The organism is Ignavibacteriota bacterium (assembly GCA_016218045.1).
Classification (GTDB): domain Bacteria; phylum Bacteroidota; class Ignavibacteria; order SZUA-365; family SZUA-365; genus JACRFB01.
Map to the genome: position 1 here is coordinate 1 of JACRFB010000053.1, position 20,135 is coordinate 20,135.

General features: G+C 62.7%; 18 protein-coding genes. 9 read left to right on the forward strand and 9 right to left on the reverse strand.

Annotated features, from left to right (window positions below):
- Window positions 1–194: 194 nt before the first annotated feature.
- Window positions 195–1,055, reverse strand: coding sequence for a metallophosphoesterase (locus HY962_13920; GenBank protein MBI5648023.1), 861 nt, complete (start codon window positions 1,053–1,055; stop codon window positions 195–197).
- Window positions 1,056–1,088: 33 nt separating this feature from the next.
- On the reverse strand, window positions 1,089–1,733 hold the full coding sequence (locus HY962_13925) for a hypothetical protein (protein MBI5648024.1): 645 nt from the start codon (window positions 1,731–1,733) through the stop codon (window positions 1,089–1,091).
- A 297-nt stretch (window positions 1,734–2,030) separates the two neighbouring features.
- Here HY962_13925 and nth point away from each other — a divergent pair, with 297 nt between their 5' ends.
- From nth to HY962_13950, 5 genes are all read left to right on the forward strand, one after another.
- A complete protein-coding gene (gene nth / locus HY962_13930) occupies window positions 2,031–2,768 on the forward strand; it encodes an endonuclease III (GenBank protein MBI5648025.1) in 738 nt (245 codons plus the stop codon).
- 12 nt (window positions 2,769–2,780) lie between these two features.
- Complete coding sequence (locus HY962_13935) at window positions 2,781–4,148, forward strand: MFS transporter (GenBank protein ID MBI5648026.1); 1,368 nt, start codon at window positions 2,781–2,783, stop codon at window positions 4,146–4,148.
- A 59-nt stretch (window positions 4,149–4,207) separates the two neighbouring features.
- A complete protein-coding gene (locus tag HY962_13940; protein MBI5648027.1) occupies window positions 4,208–5,614 on the forward strand; it encodes a M28 family peptidase in 1,407 nt (468 codons plus the stop codon).
- Between the two features lie 272 nt (window positions 5,615–5,886).
- Window positions 5,887–7,323, forward strand: a complete 1,437-nt coding sequence (locus HY962_13945) for a hypothetical protein (protein ID MBI5648028.1) — start codon at window positions 5,887–5,889, stop codon at window positions 7,321–7,323.
- Between the two features lie 4 nt (window positions 7,324–7,327).
- The gene (locus HY962_13950; protein MBI5648029.1) at window positions 7,328–8,065 is read left to right on the forward strand and encodes a class I SAM-dependent methyltransferase; all 738 of its coding nucleotides are present in this window, start codon (window positions 7,328–7,330) and stop codon (window positions 8,063–8,065) included.
- Here HY962_13950 and HY962_13955 read toward each other — a convergent pair.
- Together HY962_13955 and HY962_13960 are read right to left on the reverse strand one after the other, a co-directional pair.
- Window positions 8,062–9,168 (reverse strand): CapA family protein, encoded by a 1,107-nt coding sequence (locus HY962_13955; protein ID MBI5648030.1) that lies wholly within the window; start codon window positions 9,166–9,168, stop codon window positions 8,062–8,064. The two genes, HY962_13950 and HY962_13955, sit on opposite strands and share 4 nt — an antisense overlap.
- Window positions 9,165–9,491, reverse strand: coding sequence for a HigA family addiction module antidote protein (locus HY962_13960; protein MBI5648031.1), 327 nt, complete (start codon window positions 9,489–9,491; stop codon window positions 9,165–9,167). Before HY962_13960 ends, HY962_13955 begins: the two co-directional genes overlap by 4 nt.
- Before the next feature lie 138 nt (window positions 9,492–9,629).
- On the opposite strand from HY962_13960, the gene HY962_13965 reads away from it, so the two are divergent.
- Window positions 9,630–10,577: an ABC transporter ATP-binding protein gene (locus HY962_13965; protein MBI5648032.1), complete on the forward strand. Its 948-nt coding sequence runs from the start codon at window positions 9,630–9,632 to the stop codon at window positions 10,575–10,577.
- Window positions 10,574–11,344 carry an ABC transporter permease gene (locus HY962_13970; protein ID MBI5648033.1) on the forward strand — a complete coding sequence of 257 codons (771 nt, stop codon included), beginning with the start codon at window positions 10,574–10,576 and terminating at the stop codon, window positions 11,342–11,344. Before HY962_13965 ends, HY962_13970 begins: the two co-directional genes overlap by 4 nt.
- 221 nt (window positions 11,345–11,565) lie before the next feature.
- On the opposite strand, the gene HY962_13975 is transcribed toward HY962_13970, so the two are convergent.
- The 4 genes from HY962_13975 to HY962_13990 form a co-directional block, all read right to left on the reverse strand.
- Window positions 11,566–12,315: a L,D-transpeptidase family protein gene (locus tag HY962_13975; GenBank protein MBI5648034.1), complete on the reverse strand. Its 750-nt coding sequence runs from the start codon at window positions 12,313–12,315 to the stop codon at window positions 11,566–11,568.
- A 96-nt stretch (window positions 12,316–12,411) separates the two neighbouring features.
- Window positions 12,412–13,884 (reverse strand): hypothetical protein, encoded by a 1,473-nt coding sequence (locus HY962_13980; GenBank protein ID MBI5648035.1) that lies wholly within the window; start codon window positions 13,882–13,884, stop codon window positions 12,412–12,414.
- A gap of 11 nt (window positions 13,885–13,895) precedes the next feature.
- Window positions 13,896–14,741: a hypothetical protein gene (locus tag HY962_13985; GenBank protein MBI5648036.1), complete on the reverse strand. Its 846-nt coding sequence runs from the start codon at window positions 14,739–14,741 to the stop codon at window positions 13,896–13,898.
- 417 nt (window positions 14,742–15,158) lie between these two features.
- Complete coding sequence (locus HY962_13990) at window positions 15,159–16,067, reverse strand: hypothetical protein (protein ID MBI5648037.1); 909 nt, start codon at window positions 16,065–16,067, stop codon at window positions 15,159–15,161.
- Window positions 16,068–16,183: 116 nt separating this feature from the next.
- On the opposite strand from HY962_13990, the gene HY962_13995 reads away from it, so the two are divergent.
- Window positions 16,184–17,038 (forward strand): WYL domain-containing transcriptional regulator, encoded by an 855-nt coding sequence (locus tag HY962_13995; protein ID MBI5648038.1) that lies wholly within the window; start codon window positions 16,184–16,186, stop codon window positions 17,036–17,038.
- A gap of 1 nt (window position 17,039) precedes the next feature.
- Here the strand turns inward: HY962_13995 and HY962_14000 are convergent, their stop codons facing one another.
- Window positions 17,040–18,956: a redoxin domain-containing protein gene (locus tag HY962_14000; protein ID MBI5648039.1), complete on the reverse strand. Its 1,917-nt coding sequence runs from the start codon at window positions 18,954–18,956 to the stop codon at window positions 17,040–17,042.
- 272 nt (window positions 18,957–19,228) lie between these two features.
- Between HY962_14000 and HY962_14005 the strand changes: the two genes are divergently transcribed.
- The gene (locus HY962_14005) at window positions 19,229–20,113 is read left to right on the forward strand and encodes an SDR family oxidoreductase (GenBank protein MBI5648040.1); all 885 of its coding nucleotides are present in this window, start codon (window positions 19,229–19,231) and stop codon (window positions 20,111–20,113) included.
- Window positions 20,114–20,135: the final 22 nt, after the last annotated feature.

Below are 20,135 nucleotides of genomic sequence, written 5' to 3' on the forward strand. Positions count from 1 at the left end.
CGTCGCGCTTCGACTCCGCTCAGCGAGACACTATTTCGTTGTTCCGCTCTCCCGCTATCCCGCTGTCCCGCTGTCCCGCTGTCACGTCGCGCTTCGACTCCGCTCAGCGAGACACTATTTCGTTGTTCCGCTCCCGCTGTCCCGCTGTCCCGCTCTCCCGCTGTCCCGCTCTCCCTCTGTCCCGCTGTCTCGATTTATAGCAGCAGCCGCTCAGCGGTCGCGGGAACGGCGGGATCGAAACGGATGAGAGCGAGTTCGGGTCCGTCGTGCGCGGCGCCGAAGGCGTGTGTGCAGCCGATGGTTTCGCGCCAGGAGCCGGTGAGACGGGCGGATTCGTGTATGTGTCCGTGCAGGGTGACACGGGGCTGCCGGTGCTCGATCCAGCGTCGCAGCGCAATGCTGCCGACATGCACATCGACGGGCGCGTGATCAACCTTCACGCCGTCGAGCGCGGCTCGGTCGAGCGCGCCCCCGTACGGCGGCACGTGCGCGAGCAACACGAGGCGTTCGGCATCGAGATTCAACGCCAGTTCCTGGAGGTCGTCGGCGATGGTGGCATGCACAATGCGGTGCGCTTCCACCGGCACCGTGTGCAAGCCCTGTTCGGGCGGAATGCAACCCGGATCCACGTAGCGCGACACGTCGTACCGCTCCCAATCCTTGAGACGGAACGGCGAGGGTGTCACGTACGAATATCCCGCCACCACCCAGGCGCCGGTGTCGAAGGTCCGCTGCTGCGCGTAGTGCCAGAGGCCCTCCTGTTCGCCCGCGAGCAGGCCGTCCACAAGTACGGCCGGATCGTCGTTGCCGGGAATCAGAAAGACCCGCGGATACGCGCTCCCGAGTTCGCCGTGCAGAGCACGGAATCCGTCGAGCAGCACCGTCGTGTGAAATTCCTCGATGCTCGTATCACCCGCGCGCAGGACGCGGAAACCCGAGGGATAGATGTCGCCGCCGACGCACAGCACGTCGGGCGGATTTTCGCGGCAGACGCGGAACAGCTCGGTGTAGCGGCGCGTGCGTCCGTGCAGATCGGAGACGAAATACCAGGTCATGTCGTCCGGATGTGCGCGAGAATGCCGCGCGTCTCAGCGGCGGCCGAAGTAGTACGAGACACCGACGGTGAGATACGAGAAACCGTCCCGCTGATCCCCTGAGACGATGTTGTCGAGTTCGTCGGAAGACGTGAGATTGCTTCCGTATGTAAGTCGGAGGTACAGCGGTTTGCGTCCGCGATACATGAGAATTTCCATGCCGACGCCGCCGCCGTACGTGAAGATGGTTTCCGTCTCGCCTTCCACCGTGTTGCCGTTGGTGACAAACTGCGGCTTATGTGTGAGGCCGCCGAGACGGAGGAAGACGAAGGGCACGATGGCGCCGCGGCTCCATATAAAACGGCCTTCGAACTGTGTGCCGTACCAGCCGTAGAAGGTGCTCGCCGTCTGTCCACCGAACGAGGAACTCATCGTCCCGAGACCCGCAAACAGGCCCGCGCCGAACTGCGGATGGAAGAGGTAGAGAAAATCGAGCGTACCCATCACGCCGACGCGGTAATTGTCCGACGACTTTGTCAGATCGTCGCCCAGCAGAGTAAATCCGACGTTGGAGCCCAGGCGCACCGACTTCGCCTGCGGCGCATTGCCGAACTTCCCGCGCTGTGCGGGAGCCGGTGCCTGCACGAGCAGCATGAGGAGCGCGATCCCGGAGATCATCGCGATATGCCTGTGTGCCATGCGTCCTTCCGTTCTGCAATGGGGGAAAAGCGGAATCGCCAGTCCCTTCCCGATACGGCAGAAAGTGTGAGAGAGAAACGAAGGGAAAGGGATGCTGAAAGATACAGGATTGTGCGGGAAATGCAACGGGATCGCGTGAAAAATCGCCTCAGCGCTACCGCGCGGGCTCCATGCGAGAGGACCATCCCGCCTCTTCAACGAGCCGGATCCGTGAGGATCGATACACGGCCGTATTGCCGCAGAGCGGCGTTGCGCGCATATTGCACCATTCCGTCCATCACCCTTTCCCCCGCCGCAATGAAAAAGAGCATCGCATCCCAAACTCCGAAGAAGCGTTTTCCTGCGGCGCTCGCGCTGCTGCGCGAGGTGTTTCCCGCCCCCGCATGCGCGCTGACACACCGGAACGCCTTCGAGCTGCTCGCAGCGACCATTCTCTCGGCGCAGTGCACCGACGAACGTGTAAACATGGTGACTCCGGTACTCTTCCGCGCCTATCCCGACGCGCGCGCAATGGCCGCGGCGCCGCTGGACGGGATCATCGAGATCATACGCAGCACCGGTTTCTTCCAGAACAAAGCGAAGAACCTCAAGGCCTGCGCGCAGGCGATCATGGAGAGGCACGGCGGAGAGGTGCCGCGCACGATGGACGAGCTGACCGCGCTGCCGGGCGTGGGCCGGAAGACCGCAAACGTGGTGCTCGGCAACGCCTTCGGCGTGCCCGGCTTCGCCGTCGACACACATGTGACACGGCTCGCGAATCTGCTGGGCCTTGTCGACACCGAGGACGCCGTAAAAATCGAGGCGGCGCTCTGCGCGCTGATGCCCGAGGAGGATTGGACCGACGCGAGCCACCTCCTCATCCTGCACGGCCGCGCCACCTGCATCGCGCGCCGCCCCCGCTGCGGCGAGTGTGTCATCGAACATCTGTGCCCCTCGAGCACACTCCGCGCCGAACTCCCGACCGCAGGCCGCACCTCCGCGAAGGCGACGGCCACAGCCCCACACCGGAGCGCCCGCACGCGGCGCGCCTCCTGAGCAGGACCACACATGGAGCCCGTCACCACACCCCGTCATCCGCTGCGAGAACTCGTCGAACCCTTCGTGCATTTCGCCCGCGCCCCCAAGGCGCTGTGGGGCGTTAACAGCTCGTACTTCATCGAGGGCCTGTGTTACTTCGGCATCCTGACCCTGCTCGCCATCTACTTCAACGAGATCGTCGCCCTCGACGACGCGCAGGCGGGATGGGTGCTGGGCGCCTTCACCGGCGGCATCACCCTCGCCATGTTTTTCTTCGGGGAACTCGCGGACCGCTGGGGCGTGCGCACCGCGCTGATGCTCGCGCTTATCCTTATGGTCGCCGGTCGCATCCTGCTGACACTCGCGCCCGGCTTCGGCGGCACCGGCTTCGGCTCGCCCGTGTTTCTCTCCGCCGCGGGGGGTCTGCTGCTCGTCGTGCTCGGCTATGGCATGTATCAACCCGCCGCCTACTCCGCGGTGCGCCAGTTCACCAATGCCACAACCGCGCCCATGGCCTACGCCATGCTGTACGCGCTGATGAATCTCGGGAGCTTCGTCGCCGGCCTCGTGTCGCCGCGCGTGCGCGGCTCCTTCGGCATCGAGGGCATCTACTGGGTGTACACCGCGTTGACCGTCGTCAGCGTCCTTCTTGTCGCGGTACTGATGACCCGCGCGGCAATGCAGCGCGCGCGTTCCATCGCCGGCGGAGACGAAACCGGCACCACTAAAACAGCGGAACCGAAAACAAAAACTCCCTTCGACTTTATACAGTGGCTGCGCGAACATCCGCTGCGCGACATACGATTCTCGTTCTTCATTTTTGTACTGATCCCCGTGCAGACCCTGTTCGCGCATCAGTGGCTCACCATGCCGCAATACACGATTCGTGCATATCCGGGCTGGGTGGCGGAGAACATGGAGACCTTCGTCAATCTCAATCCCCTGCTCATCTTTGTGCTGACGCCCATCATCGCGGCGGCCACCGTTCGTGCAAACGTGTACCGCATGATGATACTCGGCACCTTCGTCATGGCCCTGCCTACTTTCCTGCTCGCGCTGGGCCCGAACGTTATCACGCTGTTCGCCTACATCGTGATCGTCTCCGTCGGTGAGGCGATGTGGCAGCCGCGTTTCCTGCAGCTCGCCGCCGAACTCGCGCCCGAGGGCAAGACCGGTATGTACATGGGCATCGCGCAGTTCCCGTGGTTCCTCACCAAGGTGCTCACCAGTCTGTACTCCGGCACCATGCTCGCCGCCTACTGTCCCGAAAGCGGACCGCTGAACACGGAAATGCTCTGGCTCATCTACGGCGGCATCGCCATGGCCTCGCCGCTCGGACTCTTCGTCGCGCAGAAGTGGATGGGCAACCGGCTGCAGGGTGTGAGGGGGCAGGGATGATGAAGGAGAATGGAGTAAATGGGGGGAATGGAGTAAATGGGGGGAATGGAGGACGAGGGATGAGATGGGTGGGTGTGGTGATATGGTGTGGTCTGCTGTGTGGTGTTGCCGAAGGGTGGGCGCAGGAGAAGGATGTGTGGAGAGAGATAATCGGATCCGCATATCTGGATAACGGTTCCTACAGTTTTCTGCAGCGATTGTGCGACGAGGCGGGCGGGCGGCTCACGGGCAGCGCGGCCGACACGGATGCACGCGGCATCCTGCAGGAGGAATTACGGAAACTCGGCATCGAGTCGCGGCAGGAAGAATACCACTTCCCCGGATTCGTGCGCGGCGACGACCGCGTCACAGTACGCGCGCCGTTCGAGCAGCAATTACGCGCCGTGGCTTTGGGATACACCGATGCAACACCCGCCTTCGAGGCGCGGCTCGTCGCGCTGCCCATCGGTGATGCCGAGGATTTCCGCGGGACCGACTGCCGCGGAGCCGTGGTGCTTGCGGGCGGCGAAAACGCGCCGGGCAGGCCCACACCGCTGCGCTACGAGACCATCGACTTCGCGGCGAAACACGGCGCGCGCGCCGTGCTCTTCGTGAACAACAAACCCGGCGGTCTCACCCTGGTCGGTGTCACGAACTTCCAGGGCACACCGAGTCCCGTACCCGCCTTCAGCATCACATTGGAAGAAGGCAAACGCTTGCAGCGCCTGCTCGCTGCGGGGCGGACCGTGACCGTGGGCATCGACACGCGGTCGCGTTGCCAGCAATTGGAATCGGCGAATGTGGTCGCGACCTTCCCCGGCAAGACGGCGCGCAAAATTGTTATCGGCGCGCATTTCGATTCGTGGGATGTGAGCCAGGGCGCGGTGGACAACGGCGTCGGCTCGGCGATACTCTTCGACGTCGCGCGCCTGCTGCACCGATTCGCGCGCAACCGCGAGTACACGATAGAATGCGTGTGGTTCAACGGCGAGGAACTCGGGCTTTGGGGCGCAAAAAAATACATCGAGCGACACACGGGCGACGACATCGCCGCGCTGATCAACATGGACATGACCGGCACGCCCACCGGCTTCAACGCGATGGGCATCGATGCCCTCATTCCCTTCCTCGCGAAACTCGCGGCGGACATGCCCGGATTCAATCTCAGCAGCAATGTGGCCAACACCCCGTGGACAAACAGCGATCATCAGCCCTTCATGCTGCACGGCATTCCCGCCATCACGCTGCAGGCGCATCTCGACGAAACAATGGTGCGCCACTATCACGACTTCGGCGACACCTTCGACAAGGTCAGCCGCAAATATCTCTCCGACGCCGCGGCCGTGGTCAGCGTGCTCGTCTTTGAACTGGCGAATCACAAGAATCCCGGCCTCGTACGCCGCAGCCGCGACGCGACGATCGACTTTCTGAAAAAACACAAACTCGAAGAAACGCTGCGTAAACAGAGGGAATGGATCTTCGAATGATGGACGGATTCGATATCGTCTGTGGGGTTCGCTCTGCGACGTGGGGCCTGTGCAGGGTCGTATTGGAAGCCGATGGACACAGGACAGAAGACAGGAGTCAGGAGACAGGAGCCGGGAGAAAGGCGGTCGACGTCGCTGAGTTTTCTGGAACGACGGCGGCCGAAGACCGGACAAAAGCCTCCTTTGCTCCGTTCCTCCCTGTGTTTCTTTTTCTTTTGCTTTTGGCGTGTCCAACGCTCCCAGCGGGTGCGCAGGTGCATGCAGCGGGATACGTGACGAATTGGAGCTGGTATGCGCGCAACAAGCTCGTGCGGCCGGCGACGTTTCCGTACACACGCTACACAATGCTGCACTACGCGTTCTTCGCACCGCAGACCGACGGACGCATCCTGCTCACGGATCCCTGGGCCGATAAAAATCTTCTGCTCGGCGACATCGACTGGAGCGTGGCGCCCGCGGGTTACGACTCAGCGAACGACTTCGGCAATCCCGCCTATCACAGACCGGGCACCTCGCTCGTGGCACACGCACATGTGGCCGGAGTGCCCATCACCGCATCGGTGGGAGGCTGGACCCTTTCGACACCCTTCCCCGCCCTCGCCGCGACAGCCGCGACACGCGCGCGCTTCGCCCACGAGTGCGGCCGCCTGGTCCGCGCCTTTTCCCTCGACGGCATCGACATCGACTGGGAATACCCCGGCTACACGTCACACGGCGGCGGCGACGACGACTACAGAAATTTCACCCTGCTCATGCGCGCCGTGCGCGACACGCTCGACGTGGCCGCGCGCGAAACCGCGCGCCGCATGTATCTCACCGCCGCGCTTGGATGTGTGCCCGCACTGTTCGAACGGCTCGAGTGGGCACAACTCGGTGGGAGTATGGACTGGCTGAATCTCATGACCTACGACTTCTCCGGTCCGTGGGATGCAACGGTGAACCATCATGCCGCGCTCTACGCGTCGCCGGGCGCCGATCCGTCACTCTGCATCGATGCGGCGGTGCGCAGACTTACGCAGACACACGGCGTGGATCCCGCGTTCATCGTGCTCGGGATTCCCTTTTACGGACACGCGCTCAAGACACGCGGACCGGCCGCGCTCCACGCTCCCGCTCTCGGGCAAGCCGACGCGGCCACGTTTCCAGACGAGGGCGGCGCTCCACCCTATCACCGCATCATCACACAGCGCGGACTGTTCACGGAGCATTGGGACAGCGTCGCGGCCGCGCCCTATATGCTCGGCACGGGCGGACTCACAACCTTTGTCACCTACGACAATCCGCGCTCCGCGGCAAGCAAGGCGGTGTACGCGCGCACACAGCGGCTGCGCGGCGTCTTTGTCTGGGAGGCAAGCATGGATTGTATCGAAACGGCACCCGGCAGCGGCATCATCGCCGCGACACCACTCATCGACACGATTCGCGCTGCGCTCGACATTCCGACACACCTGTCCACCACAGCACGCCCGATATCGGATCGATTACTCCTATATCCCCAACCGGCGGGAGAGGTCTTGCACATCGACGCCTCATGGAACGTATCGACGGATGACGAGTATCTTGTCACCGACATGCTCGGACGTGTACACCGACGCGACCGCGGCGACGCAACACGCATCCCGCTCGCGGGCCTGCCCGCGGGAAGCTATCTGCTGCTCGTGTACCGCCACGGCGGCGCGGCGCAGTGTCTCGTATTTGTGAAACACTGAAACAATGCCGGGACCACACGCATCCTGGGCCGGCGTGTACGAGCAGGCCTGCCTCTCGACCTTCGGCAGGGACTACCGCCGCATGACGGAAAAGAGCATGCAGACCATCGCCGAGTGGTTACAACCGCCTGCGCGTATCGTGGACTTCGGCGCCGGCGCAGGCAGAATGGCCCTGCCGCTGGCCCAATGCGGCTACTCCGTCACAGCGGTGGATTCGTGCCAGGAGATGCTTGACGCGCTGAAGCAACAGCGGCGGGGTGCAAATCCGCGCTGCGTCGTTTCCACGATCCGTGATTTCACCACCTCGCGGCCCTTCGACATGGCCCTGTGCCTGTTCACCGTCCTTGTCTACATCCTCGAAGACGAGGACCTCGACGCGTCGATGCAGGCCATGGCCCGCGCGCTTGCGCCGGGCGGTTTCCTGTTCATCGACGTGCCCGGCGAGCAGCTTTTCCAAAGCTTCATCCATGAAGATGCAACCCTGCGTCGCGAGGTGTCTGTCGCCGATATCGGGGACGGGCGGTTCAATTACAGCGAGTGTATCACCGTCGCGGGAGATGGCGACACTGTGACGTACACGGACGAATTCCCCATCCGACACTGGCCGCTGACACACGTACTGCAACTTCTGCGGCATCACGGCTTCGAGGAAGCTGCGGATGTGTCGCGTCGATTTTCGAGAACCGGATCGATGTATCTGCTTCTCCGGAAGACCGGAACGAGGAGCGGGCGCGCGCGTTAGCGCGTCCCACGTGAAACGTCGTGCGGCAAACGTATCACACCGTCGTCGTCCACGCTCACCCCTGTCTCCGGAAAATCCGCCCGATTCAATTCGCGAAGCAGAGGAAGTACGGCTTTGCTGCTGTCGCGTTGAGCCCCGCCGGGCTTTTGCTGCACGACCGCGTGCAAGCGGCCGCGACGAAACGCACCATCGGGCGCAAGACGCGCTTCCAGTATGCAGGAGATGCCGTTCGGTCCGTTGAGATTAAACATGGCCCAGGTGGCGAAGTTGCCGAGTGAATAGGCGATGAGCCGGTCCTTATATACTTCCATGCCGCGGACGACATGCGGTCCGTGTCCGATCACAATGTCTGCGCCCGCGTCCACCATTGCATGCGTGAAGAGCCGCAGCGAGCCGCGCTTCTCGCCGAAGGCCGTCTCCTCGCCATACGGGACGTGTTGATGTTTTGCGCCTTCCGCGCCGCCGTGGAAGGACACGATCACGATGTCGGACGAATCGACCGCGCGGCGCAATAGTGCGCGCGCCGCGTTGAGGTCGCGCAGGTTGTTTGAATCCTCGTCGTAAGAAAACGCGACCAGCGCAATGCGCCGCGTCCCGGCCGTGTGATAGCGGATACTGCCCGGCGGACCCGACCAGCCGATGCCTGTGCTGTCGAGCGCGCGGATCGTGCTCGTCCGACCCGCCTCCCCGAAGTCGAGCGCGTGGTTGTTGGCGATGCTGAGCAGGTCGAAACCCGCGTCCACAAGATGGCGCACATAACGAACCGGCGTGCGGAAGGCGTAGCAGTTCGGCTCATTGTCCGCACATTTTTCCGAGCGCCCCCCGTCTATCAGCGGCCCCTCGAGATTGCCGAAGGTGATATCCGCGGCGCGGAGAATATCGCGCACATCGAGGAACAGCGAATCACCGTCCGAGGGCGGCAGCAGCGCGCCTTCAGGGAATGTGGATCCCATCATGATATCGCCCACGGCGGTCAGGACGAGCACGCTGTCGTCCGCGCGGCGAACGTCGGATGGGCGCGCGTCACGTCGCTCACCGGCTTCACATCCGGAGGCGATGAGGAGGGTACCCACAAACACGAACACTGCGTACCGGGCTATCACCTCTTATGGCTCCTTCTGGTGGAGACGTAGGGCTGGATCGACTCCGCCACCACATGTACAAGTTCCTCTTCGGCACGCTCAATATCGTACCGTACCTGCAGGTTCATCCAAAACAGCGGCGATACGTCGAAGAATGCCGCAAGACGGACGGCCGTATCCGCGGTGATACCGCGTTTCCCGAGGACAATCTCATTGATGCGACGAGGAGGAACCGCGATGTCTTTCGCGAGACGATACTGTGAGATTTCAAACGGGATGAGAAATTCGTGCAGCAGGATTTCGCCCGGGTGCACTGGGGGCAGCTTTTTATTGTAATCAGCCATGGTAATCAACCACCTCTTCGGTTTCCTTGCACTCGAACGATAGTATCATGGCCAATGATAACGTTTGTCGTTACTATTGTCAAACGATCTGTGTGCGGTTGCTTTCGCGGCACGCTTCCCACACCTATCTTCCCGCTCATGGACTCCCCCGCTATCGACGTACAGGATCTCGTCAAGATCTATAATCCCGGCAAGCCCGACGAGGTGCGCGCGCTCGACGGACTGTCGTTCCGCGTGCCGCGCGGCAGCATCTTCGGTCTGCTCGGACCAAACGGCGCGGGCAAGTCGACGCTGTTAAAAATTCTGACCACTCTGCTGCCGCACAGCAGCGGACGCGTGTCGGTGATGGGCCATGACGTGCGCCGCGATCCCCTTGCGGTGCGCCGCAACATCTGCATCGTGCTGCAGCAAAACGCCGTGGAGCAGTTCCTTTCGGTCGAGGACAATTTCAAGACTTTCGGGCGCTTCCACGGCCTCAGCGCGCGGGAGGTGGCCGAGCGCAGCGAACGTCTCTATGACGTGTTCGGACTCGAGGCCGAACGCACGCAGAAAGTGATAGACCTGAGCGGCGGCTTCAAGCGGCGTGTGCAGGTGGCGAAGGTGTTCATGATCGACGCCCCCGTGATCTTTCTCGACGAAGCCACGACAGGCATGGATCCGATCAACAAACGCGCGACGATGGACGCCGTGGCGAGCGAGGCGAAACGCGGGCGCACCGTGGTGCTGACCACACACCTGCTCGAGGAGGCCGAGGAACTCTGCGACACCATTCTCTTCATCAACAAGGGCCGCGCGGTGCTCGAGGGCGATCTGTACACGATCAAGGCGCGCGCACACGCCATCGTGGACGTCAGCGCCACCTTCGAACGCATCGACGATGGGCTCGCCGCCCGCATCCGCGCTCTGCCCTCCCTGCGCACACAGATCATCGGAAGCACGGCGGTGCTCACCGTCAACGCCGACGCGCAGCCGCCCTATCCCCTGCTCGGCAGTCTGCTCGCGCTCGGCACCGCACTCACCTTCGAGGTGCGCGGCGCGACACTCGAGGACGTGTTCCTCGACGTGATGCGGGAGGAGACGCCATGAGCCGCTTCGCCTTCATCGGCGCGGTGATGTACCGCGAATTCAAGGTGCGCACCACCAGTCTCACCTGGATACTGTTCGACATGGCCGTGCCGCTGTTCCATCTGCTGCTGTTCGGCATCGGACTCAACACCGCCTTCACGACGGGGGTCGCGGTGTCGGGCAGCACCGTGTCGTACAGCACATTTTTCCTCGCCGGCGTACTCTCGATGTCGGGCTTCGGACTCGCGATGAACGCATCGTGGGGATTTTTCTCGGACCGCGACAACGGCATCTTCTATGAGTTCCTCACATACCCGATGACGCGCGGTGAATTCCTGCTCGGAAAAAACCTCTTCTACGCGTGTTTTACCACGGTGCAGGCCTCGATCACGCTGGGCATCGGCGCGCTGCTGCTCGCCATCCCGGTGCGCTGGGACATGCTGCCCCTGCTGCTCGCGGCGAACATCGTGTTCACGGCGGGCTGGTTCTTTTTCCTCTCGCTGTTCGCGCTGCGTATCCGGCGCAACGACATGTACAACACCATCATCAACGTGTTGTACTTCGTGCTGATGTTCGCAAGCAGCATGTTTTTTCCGCTCGACAACGCGCCCGGCTGGCTCCGCGCGGTCGCGCTCGCGAATCCCCTTACCTGGAGCACCGACACACTGCGGCACCTCTCCGTGGGTATCGGAGATCCGGACCGGATACTCCTTTATGCGGGCGCCTTTCTCGCCTTCTCCGTCGTCGGCTTCATCGCCGCCGTCCGCTCCCTGCGCAGCGCCGCGTGATGTCGGACAGCGGGAGAGCGGGACAGCGGGACAGCGGGATAGCGGGATAGCGGGACAGCGGGACAGCGGGACAGCGGGGCAACGGGACAGAGACACAGTGTCTCGCTGAGTCCCGCGAAGCGGGAAAGCGCGACGGGACAGCGGGACAATGGGACAGAGACACAGTGTCTCGCTGAGCGGAGTCGAAGCGCGACGGAACATCGGAATTCCAAAACGCGGCGTCAGCGAGTACGAACGGTGTAGGAGCCGTGGGGTGTTGTAGTGACGCGCGGCACGGACTTTTCCGCCTCGAAAGCTGTGTACACTGTTTCGAGTCCGGTCCAGAAACGCAGCAGGTCGGCATCATTCCGAGCATTCTTGCGAAGCACGTCGTACACATCACCCTGCATTCTGCACGGGAAGACGTGGACGGGAATGCCGCGCTGGCCGGCGCGGCGCGCGTCGGAACACAGGATGTATAGCTCCTGTATTTCCTCGGTGCTGATCGAGATGCAGCCGATACTGACACACATGCCGTGTATGTAGATGTCGCCACCGAGACGCCGCGTGCGCGGATTCCGCGCGCGGTCGGCCGCGTTGGGGTAATCGATGCGCATGGAGAGGTGGTAGCTGCTCCACGGATTAAAGAGGTCGATCGTATAACACCCCTCGGGGATCTGGCCGTCGCCCTCCTCGTTTTTCGGGCCCGCTTCGCCCGACGTTCCGCAGATCCGGTACTGTCGCAGCTTCACACACCCGTCCCCGCGCTGCGCCCACACCTCCACCACGCGCTCCTCCTTGAACACGCGCAGATAGAGCCGCAGGGTGGCGCGTGTCACACCCGCGGCGCGCACGGCCGCTGTGAGCGCCGAATCGGTGGCACGGCGAGCCGCCGCGACACGCGGTGTTTCACGGACGGCGCGCTGCGCCGCGTTCTGCGCCGACACAGCCGCCACGAGCAGCACACAGAGCACAAAGATTCGTCGTAGCATTGTCATCCCCTGTAATTACGTGTTTGGTATTCTTGTTTGCAACGGCGGGGCGGACCGGAACACCGTCGCTTTCCGGTCCGCCGTCCGATGCCGCCCTTATTTCAACGCCGTCTCGTCGCGGTACAGCGTGAGAGGATACCGTTCGCGCACATTCCCCGCGCTGATCGACACGATGGCGGGCGTGCCCTCGGTCGAGACTTTGCCCTTCAACGAGAATATCAGCAGCGTGTAGGCCGGATACGTGCGCAGCTCGACATCGTCAAGCAGATCCCTTCCGGCCTCATCCTCCACCGACAGCGTGATCTCGCCCTGTTGTACCGGAACGCTGTACTCGCTGCGGCGTCGGCCGTAGCGCGATATCTCGACCTCGAATTTCTGGGTGATGGGATACTCGCCGTTACGCACGAACGTGGAGGGATCGATACGATACGGCGTGTCCTCGACACGGATCACAAACTCGGACGACCCCCGGCCCTTGACGGAGTAGGGCTTGCCGTCGTACGTGGCGCGGAGCACAAGATTCCCCGCCTTCACGGGTTTGAATTCCACATCCTGTCCGCTGCGCCCGAGCACTTCGCGCCCGTCTTGCAGCAGTTGCCACTTGTACTTGCTCGAGACCGTGAGGCCTGCGACACCGATACGCGCGCGGAAGGTTTCGTGCACGAACACACGCTGCGGCACCGCGGTGCCGGCCGCGTCGGACACCGACACGGTGAACGCCGCGGTCGCAGCGCTCTGCGTGCCTTCACCCCGATTGTCGTGCGCCGACAGAGTGACACGGTGTTTGCCCGGTTCGGCGAAGGAGCCCTTCCACACCAGCCCCGCGCCCTCCGCGATGACCGTGCCGCTGCTCGGGGTGATGGAGACACGCGAGGGATCCGTGCCCGACACGGAGACCGGCACGGCGACCTCGAAACCCGCGGCGGTTTCGGCGTCGGCCACGTCGAGCGAGAGCGGATCGGCGTCCGACACCACCGTGACAGCCATGCTCGACGTCACATGTTCACTGCGGCGCAGCATCGTGTCGGCGCTCATGCCGGTGAGCTGTTCGAAAACCGCGCGCTCGATTTCGAAGTCGCCGATGCGGATTTTGCCGCCGCCGCTCAATCCTGCAAAATCAGTGCCCGTGACACCCTCGAAGGTGTAGCGCCCCGAGGATCCGGGACGGAAGTCGAAGACGAAGGCCTGTTCGCCATTTTCGTTGCGAAGGAATTCACTGCGGATGTCGCGACCGAATCGCAGCGTGTCCACAACACGGCCGTCGCGGCGCACGGTGATGCGCGGACTGACGGTCACCTGCCTGTCGGGACCGAGTCCCATCACCGCAAATCGAATCGCGCGCGTTTCGCCCACACGCATCATCGCGCTGCCGCTGGTCACGGCGACGGGGATGCTGTTGGCGAGCTGCAGAACCACCTTCCGCACCATGTCACGCAGCCGTTCCTGCTCGGCGAGCAGGGCGCTTTCGGCGTCGTCGCGTTCGACGATGATGATAAGCAGTTCGCAGACCACGGCGAGGTACAGGAAGAAATAGACCTGGTACTTGGCGTAATGACGGGCGCTGTTCATGACCGGCCTCCTTAGAGCGCCTTCGACGGCCTGATCGACGACGAGACCAGCGCGCCGTGACGCTCCTCCAGTTCGCGGATCACCGACTGCAGGCGCGCCTTGACATCCTCGTACGCCAGGTCGCCCGCTGGCGGTGGCGGCGCCTCGGGAAGCTCACCGCCTGTGTCGCGCTCGTACCATGTGGTCATGCCGAGCATGCACAACACGCTGATCTCGATGATGATCGCAACGATGATGAGATCGGGCTGATGCGGCACCAGGAATTTAATACCGCGGAGTCCGATAATCAGGATCAGGAACGCGGTGCCGATGAATGCGAGTGCCGTGATGTTGTTCCGGTACAGCGGGATGAAGTCCTCGCGCATGAAGCCCGCGAAGGCGGTGCGGATGCGGCCTCCGCGCGAGAGCCATTTCTGCGGCTCGCGCGTGAACAGGCGCCCCAGATCGGGCGCGATGGATGTGGCGAGCAGGAATTTGCCCGTCGCCTTGTGCAGCGCGCCGCGGAACAGGATGAGCCCGAGCGGAGTGAAGAACAGCACGACGCAGAGCAGCGACAACGCGAGCACCGACGTGATGACACGCATGTCGATGATGAACGTCGAGGTCCCGATGCGGGTCACATATTCTCCGCTCCACAGATTCGCAAAAACACCGCCCTCGGAGGGCAGGAGGCGCTGCAATTCGGCGATGCTGGCCTGCGTGAGATCACGTGCGGGCGTTTCGGCGCGCAGGCGCGATTGTAAGTCGGACAGCGTGATGCCGCCCTGTGTATCGAAATCGGCGGGGGCGGGCATCGCGAACGCCGAAACGGCGCAGACGAGTGACAAGACGATAGCGGCCAACAGGAAGTGTTTCATGGCGCGGTCCTCCTCCGGAGTGACGTGGCGGGGATTCGACACGCGCGGGCGCCGCCCTGCATGCTGCCGCGGGCGGATCTTCGGACCCGCGCGCGCGTGTGAGTGATACGGTCGATGATACGTGTGAACATTGTGTGTCTCGTGTTGAAGTACCTACGTATCAGAGCAGTATCATGGCCACCGGAGATGTGATGAGAAGGATGTCCCGCAGAAATTGTTCAAGAACCGTACCACAACACGACCGCGTTTCCAGGCCGGAGACGAGACATTCAGCACTTCGTCCGTGAAGAGGATTCACGCCGCGGGCATAAATGTCACAATCCCCGGCTTCGACGCCGGAACGGGCCGCGCAGACCTCCCTCCCCTCGCGGCCACCCATGCTGGGCTGTTCCGGTATGCCGTGCACAGCGGACACGGTCAGGCGCCGAGACGCAGCGCGGAAAAGTGGACAAGCTGTTCGTCGACATAGAGCCCGAAGCCCGTGACCGTTTCTGTCTGGAAACGCTGTTCGGTTCCGAGAGCGGCGCCGGGGAAAGTGCTTCGTTCGACGGTGTCCATCGTGTCGAGGAAATCGAGCGTCTTGTACTCCGCCTCCGCCCGCCCGAGTTCCTTCCCGGTCGGTGCGAGAAACACCATCTCGAGTCCGATGCCGCGCAGGAGTTTGGGGAAGTACTCCGCGTAGATGTCCCGGCGGTTAAAGACGTCGACACACACAAGATCATTGTCGATAAAAAACGCGCAGCCGTTGGCGTCGGGTTCGTTTGTGAAACTCGCGAGGAAGTCGCCGTGATCCGCGCGGCGCGCCTCGAAGATGTCCGACAGCGACGAGGTCGGCGAGCGCACTTCGTGCAGATGCTGATACGAGGCGACCCTGTCCCAGATGTCGCCCTGGTCCGACAGGTAGCCGCGTTTGTTCTGCAGATTGTCGTGCACCTGCTGGGACTTGCCAGAGCGCAGCTTCGACGGCGCGACGTAGTCCGACGGCGAGAATCGTTTCGACACCATCTGCCAGCGTCCGCCCTCGACGCAGGTGACGGCGATGGTGGTTTTGGAGCCGGCACCGATGAGCATCGATGTGTTGATGACGCGGTTCTGTTTGGCGCCGATCAGGATGTCGCCGTCCATAAAAAAGACGGGCTGTGCGGCGGTGTTGATGACGAACAGTTGGTTGACACTTCCCGATTCGCTGACCTCGCGCACTTCGAGCAGGCCGGCTTTCATGGCACGGTCACCGCTGATATATTCCAGCGTATCCCGCGCGACAGTGGTGAACTGCAGGGCCGCGAGGCGGTTGTTGACGTGAAAGGCGAGTGGTTTGACGATCATGAGGTCCTCCTGTGTGATGTCGCAAATCTATCGCACCCCGGCGCCCGTTTCGGTATCATTCGATGATACTTTCGCGTGGAACACACAGCATTTATTTGTCCCTCCCGGATTCCGCCATGCACGAACAACTGACCAGGATCAAACGGCAGATCGAATTGATAGGCCTCGCCGTACACACCGACACGGGCATCACGATAGACGGGTTGGCCGAGATGTACGGCTGCGAGCAACTGACCATCAAGCGCGACCTCAGCGCCCTGCGCGCGCAGGGAGTGGACATCCATTCCACGCGCAGGAGCGGCGTACAGCTCACCGGACAGCTCGAGCGGCGCCGCATTCAGGAATTCATCATCCAGTACCTCGCAATAACGATGTCCGACAGCGCCGTCGACAAGGCCACCGCGACGATGGTGCAACGTCTGGACACGCGCGCGCTGGGACTCGTCGTGGCGCTGCAGCGCTGCGTGGAGACCTCGACGATGGTGGTGATCGACTACGAGAAGGAGGCCGGCGACATCGAGACCGGGCGCGCGCTGTGTCCGCTGCTCCTCTTCGAGAGCGACGGCCTCTGGCGTCTGCTCGCGCAGCACGACGGGCACATCAAGCAGTACCACCTGCACAAGATCCTCGCTGCGCGCGTCACGGCCAAGCCCTTCGTGCGCGTGTCGCAGAAGGTGATCGACGACATGTTCCGCCATTCGTTCCGGAGCTGGATCGGCACCGAGGCGCACGAGGTGCGCATCGAACTGTCGCCGCTCTGGGCACGCCGCATCAAGCCGCGGCAGCTCTTTGATTCACAGATCGTGGAGCAGCGCGACGACGGCTCGATCGTGTTCGAGACCATCGTCAATTCGCTCGAGGAAATCGCCTCGTGGGTGGTGAGCCGCGGCGCGGGCGTGCGTGTGCTTGCGCCCGATGCGCTGAGGGAGCGCGTGTGCGAACTGGCGCGCGGCGCTCTGTCGAACTACTGACTTACAGCTCGCTGCTCAGCAGCATGTCGATCTGCAGCGTCAGTTCGTTCATCATCTCCTCGCCGCCGTTGAAGCCGATGCTCTTGAAGGCGATTGCGCCGCGCGTGTCGAGTACGAACTTCGTCGGAATGCCGGTCACGCCGTAGGCATCGACCATTCCGTCGTCGTACAGCACGGGAAATGTGTACTTGTTGTCGGCGATGAATTTTTTGACGAGTTCCTCGCGTTTCGCGCCCTTCTCGTTTTCCCAGGTATCGAGCGCGAGGATACGCACACGGTCGTTGCCGGAGTATTTTTCGTACACCTTCTGCAGATACGGGAAGGACGCCTTGCAGGGTCCGCACCACGTGGCCCAGAAATCGATCACCACCACCTTGCCCTTGAGCGCGGCGAGGGTGACTTCGCCGCCATCCATCGTCTTGAGTGTAAAATCGCGCGCGGGAAGCGAGAGCCGCTTCTTGCGCAGCTTCTCGCGCAGCTCCTTGCGCGCGTACTCACGCGCCGCGCTGATATCGGCCTCCGCGCCCTCGGCGCTTCCGTGCACCGCGGCGTAGGCGCGGCGGTAGCGGCCCAGAAGTTCCTCGCCGCCCTTGCCCGCGCGCACCGCGGCGCGCGCCGTTTCCAGCGCCTTGTCGTGACGGCCCGCCGTGTTGAGCGCATCGAGATATCCGGACGCAATCTCCTCGTTCTCACCCTTCGCGCGTGTGTTCGCCTCCTCCATCGCAACGAGGGCCTCGTCGAGTCGGCCGATGCGCAGCAGCGCGGTGGCATAGGTGTGCAGAATCATGGCGAGCTGATAGTCGTTGTTCTCCTTCCATTCGCGCGTGCTGAGATAGGCCGGTTTTGTGGACGTTTCGGGCGCGCGCAGCAGATCGATGCCGCGGCGCGCGATGTCGGATGCGCGATGCGCGAACTCCGGCGCGCGGCCCGGCTGTGTGCTGTCTTCGAGCATCGCCCAGGCGATGGTGTTCATCATGGCGCCGTCCTTGCGCGGCGACATCTCGACCAGCATGAGCGCGCGGTCGTATTCGCGGAGCTGCACGAGACTGTTCGCCATGGTGGATTCCAGGGTCCTGCGCACCTGCTCGTCGGGTTGGAAGTCGCGCATGAAGGCCTCCACAAGCGCGAGCCGTTTCGCCGCGTCGCGTTCACGATTGATGGCGCCACGCGCGGCGCTCTCGGCGATTTTCCCGCGCGGATTTTTCGCCACTGCCGCCGCGCGTAATTCCTCGGCCCGCTGTTTGCGCCCGATCCGATCGAACACCGGCAGCAGCTCGACCTGCGCCGTCTCGTTGCCCTCCTGCGCCGCGAAGAGTTCGTCCGCTTCCCTGCCGATGGTCTCCCGCAGCTTGTCATCGGGATTCTCGCGCAGGAGGATGTTCCACAGCGCCACACGCGCGGACACATTCGACGGATGAAGTTCCAATTCCTTGCGCAGCGACACCTTGGCGCCGTCAGCGTCCTTTTTCTTCTCGAATCCCATGGATCCGCCCGACCGCAGCACCAGGGCCTGCTGCTGCAGAGCCCCCTTCACCGGCTTATTCCCCGCGTGGACAAGAGCCGTCCACACATCGCCGCCGTTGTCGTCGGTCTTGTCGCCGGCCACAAAACGGAAGAGCAGCATCTGCGTTTTTGTTTCGAGGGGCGGGAGTGTGGCAGCCCACAGCGCGCCCTTCGCGGTCATCGGGATTTCGTGCAGCAGCGGCATCTCGCCCTCGCGCAACATCAGCACATGCAGTGTCACATCACGCGCGCCGAGAAGTTTTGCCTTCGGATGTGTCGAAAGGTAGGAGACGGAGACGTTCTGGCCTATCGACGGTTTCTCCGGTTTGATACTCGCAAGCGGCTTTGGTGAAGCCAAGGCCTGCATGGAAATGGACAGAACGATGAACAGGAGAAGGGACGTAAGCAGGCGCATGATTTCCTCGAGAATGGGTCCGTGAATATACGGCGGGCGATTTTGGTGGAAAAGAAGACATACTCCCGTGGAAGAGATATCCCGGAAGGTGATCGATACAGCATCACCGACCGAATCGGTGCTGCCGGATCCGCGTCCACCCGCGCTTCCGAAACGGATCCGTGCCCCGATCCGCCCTTGTGCTCTTCATCCCCGCCTTCTTTATCATTTCTCCCAAAAAATGAATATCTTAAGGATTCATCATAGCAAACCATGAGTTTCCTTATCCGAATATGACACGAAAAGACACCAATGCATGGGCATTGATCCTGGGAGTTTCCTCGGGATTCGGCGCCGCGGCGGCGCGCGAGCTGGCACGGAACGGATACAACATCCTGGGCGTGCACCTCGACAGGCAGGCCACAATGCCCGCCGTGACCCGGCTCGTGCACGACATCGAACGCTGCGGCCAGAAGGCCGTCTTCTACAACATGAACGCGGCCGACGAGAAGCGCCGCCACGAAGTGCTCGACACCTTTGTGGACGAACACCACAAACACGGCAAGGCCGAGATCCGCGTGCTCTTCCACTCGCTCGCGTTCGGCACGTTGAAGCCGCTGGTCGGCCGCAACGACAGCGAGATGATCACACGCGCCCAGCTCGAGATGACCCTCGACGTCATGGCGAACTCGCTGGTGTACTGGACGCAGGATTGCGCGCGGCGCGGACTGATCGGCCGCGGCACACGCATCTTCACCATGACCAGCGACGGCGCGAATCTGCAACTCCCGTATTACGGCGCCGTGTCGGCGGCGAAGGCGGCGGTCGAGGCCTACATCCGCCAGCTCGCGCTCGAGCTGGGTCCGCGCGGCATCATCTGCAACGCCCTGCTGGCTGGCGTCACCGACACACCGGCGCTGAATAAAATTCCCGGCGCGCGCAACATGCTCTTCGCCGCGAAGGCGAAAAATCCGATGGGCCGCGTGACTACGCCCGAGGATGTGGCCCGAGCGGTGATGGTGCTCATGCAGCCGGGAGCGGAATTCATCAACGGCAACACCATCGGCGTGGACGGCGGCGAGAGCAAGATCAGCTACGTCGGCCAGCGCAACTCCTTCCAATACTCCGATCTGAACCTGCTCGCCGAGAGCACCTGGGATCCCACCGACGTGTCCTGAAGCACACGATAGACAACTCTTC

Excerpts from the sequence above, each read along its gene's own strand:
- HY962_13920 (MBI5648023.1), bottom strand. The coding sequence starts at position 1,055 with ATGACCTGGTATTTCGTCTCCGATCTGCACGGACGCACGCGCCGCTAC.
- HY962_13925 (MBI5648024.1), bottom strand. The coding sequence starts at position 1,733 with ATGGCACACAGGCATATCGCGATGATCTCCGGGATCGCGCTCCTCATG.
- nth (MBI5648025.1), top strand. The coding sequence starts at position 2,031 with ATGAAAAAGAGCATCGCATCCCAAACTCCGAAGAAGCGTTTTCCTGCG.
- HY962_13935 (MBI5648026.1), top strand. The coding sequence starts at position 2,781 with ATGGAGCCCGTCACCACACCCCGTCATCCGCTGCGAGAACTCGTCGAA.
- HY962_13940 (MBI5648027.1), top strand. The coding sequence starts at position 4,208 with ATGAGATGGGTGGGTGTGGTGATATGGTGTGGTCTGCTGTGTGGTGTT.
- HY962_13950 (MBI5648029.1), top strand. The coding sequence starts at position 7,328 with ATGCCGGGACCACACGCATCCTGGGCCGGCGTGTACGAGCAGGCCTGC.
- HY962_13960 (MBI5648031.1), bottom strand. The coding sequence starts at position 9,491 with ATGGCTGATTACAATAAAAAGCTGCCCCCAGTGCACCCGGGCGAAATC.
- HY962_13965 (MBI5648032.1), top strand. The coding sequence starts at position 9,630 with ATGGACTCCCCCGCTATCGACGTACAGGATCTCGTCAAGATCTATAAT.
- HY962_13970 (MBI5648033.1), top strand. The coding sequence starts at position 10,574 with ATGAGCCGCTTCGCCTTCATCGGCGCGGTGATGTACCGCGAATTCAAG.
- HY962_13975 (MBI5648034.1), bottom strand. The coding sequence starts at position 12,315 with ATGCTACGACGAATCTTTGTGCTCTGTGTGCTGCTCGTGGCGGCTGTG.
- HY962_13980 (MBI5648035.1), bottom strand. The coding sequence starts at position 13,884 with ATGAACAGCGCCCGTCATTACGCCAAGTACCAGGTCTATTTCTTCCTG.
- HY962_13985 (MBI5648036.1), bottom strand. The coding sequence starts at position 14,741 with ATGAAACACTTCCTGTTGGCCGCTATCGTCTTGTCACTCGTCTGCGCC.
- HY962_13990 (MBI5648037.1), bottom strand. The coding sequence starts at position 16,067 with ATGATCGTCAAACCACTCGCCTTTCACGTCAACAACCGCCTCGCGGCC.
- HY962_13995 (MBI5648038.1), top strand. The coding sequence starts at position 16,184 with ATGCACGAACAACTGACCAGGATCAAACGGCAGATCGAATTGATAGGC.
- HY962_14000 (MBI5648039.1), bottom strand. The coding sequence starts at position 18,956 with ATGCGCCTGCTTACGTCCCTTCTCCTGTTCATCGTTCTGTCCATTTCC.
- HY962_14005 (MBI5648040.1), top strand. The coding sequence starts at position 19,229 with ATGACACGAAAAGACACCAATGCATGGGCATTGATCCTGGGAGTTTCC.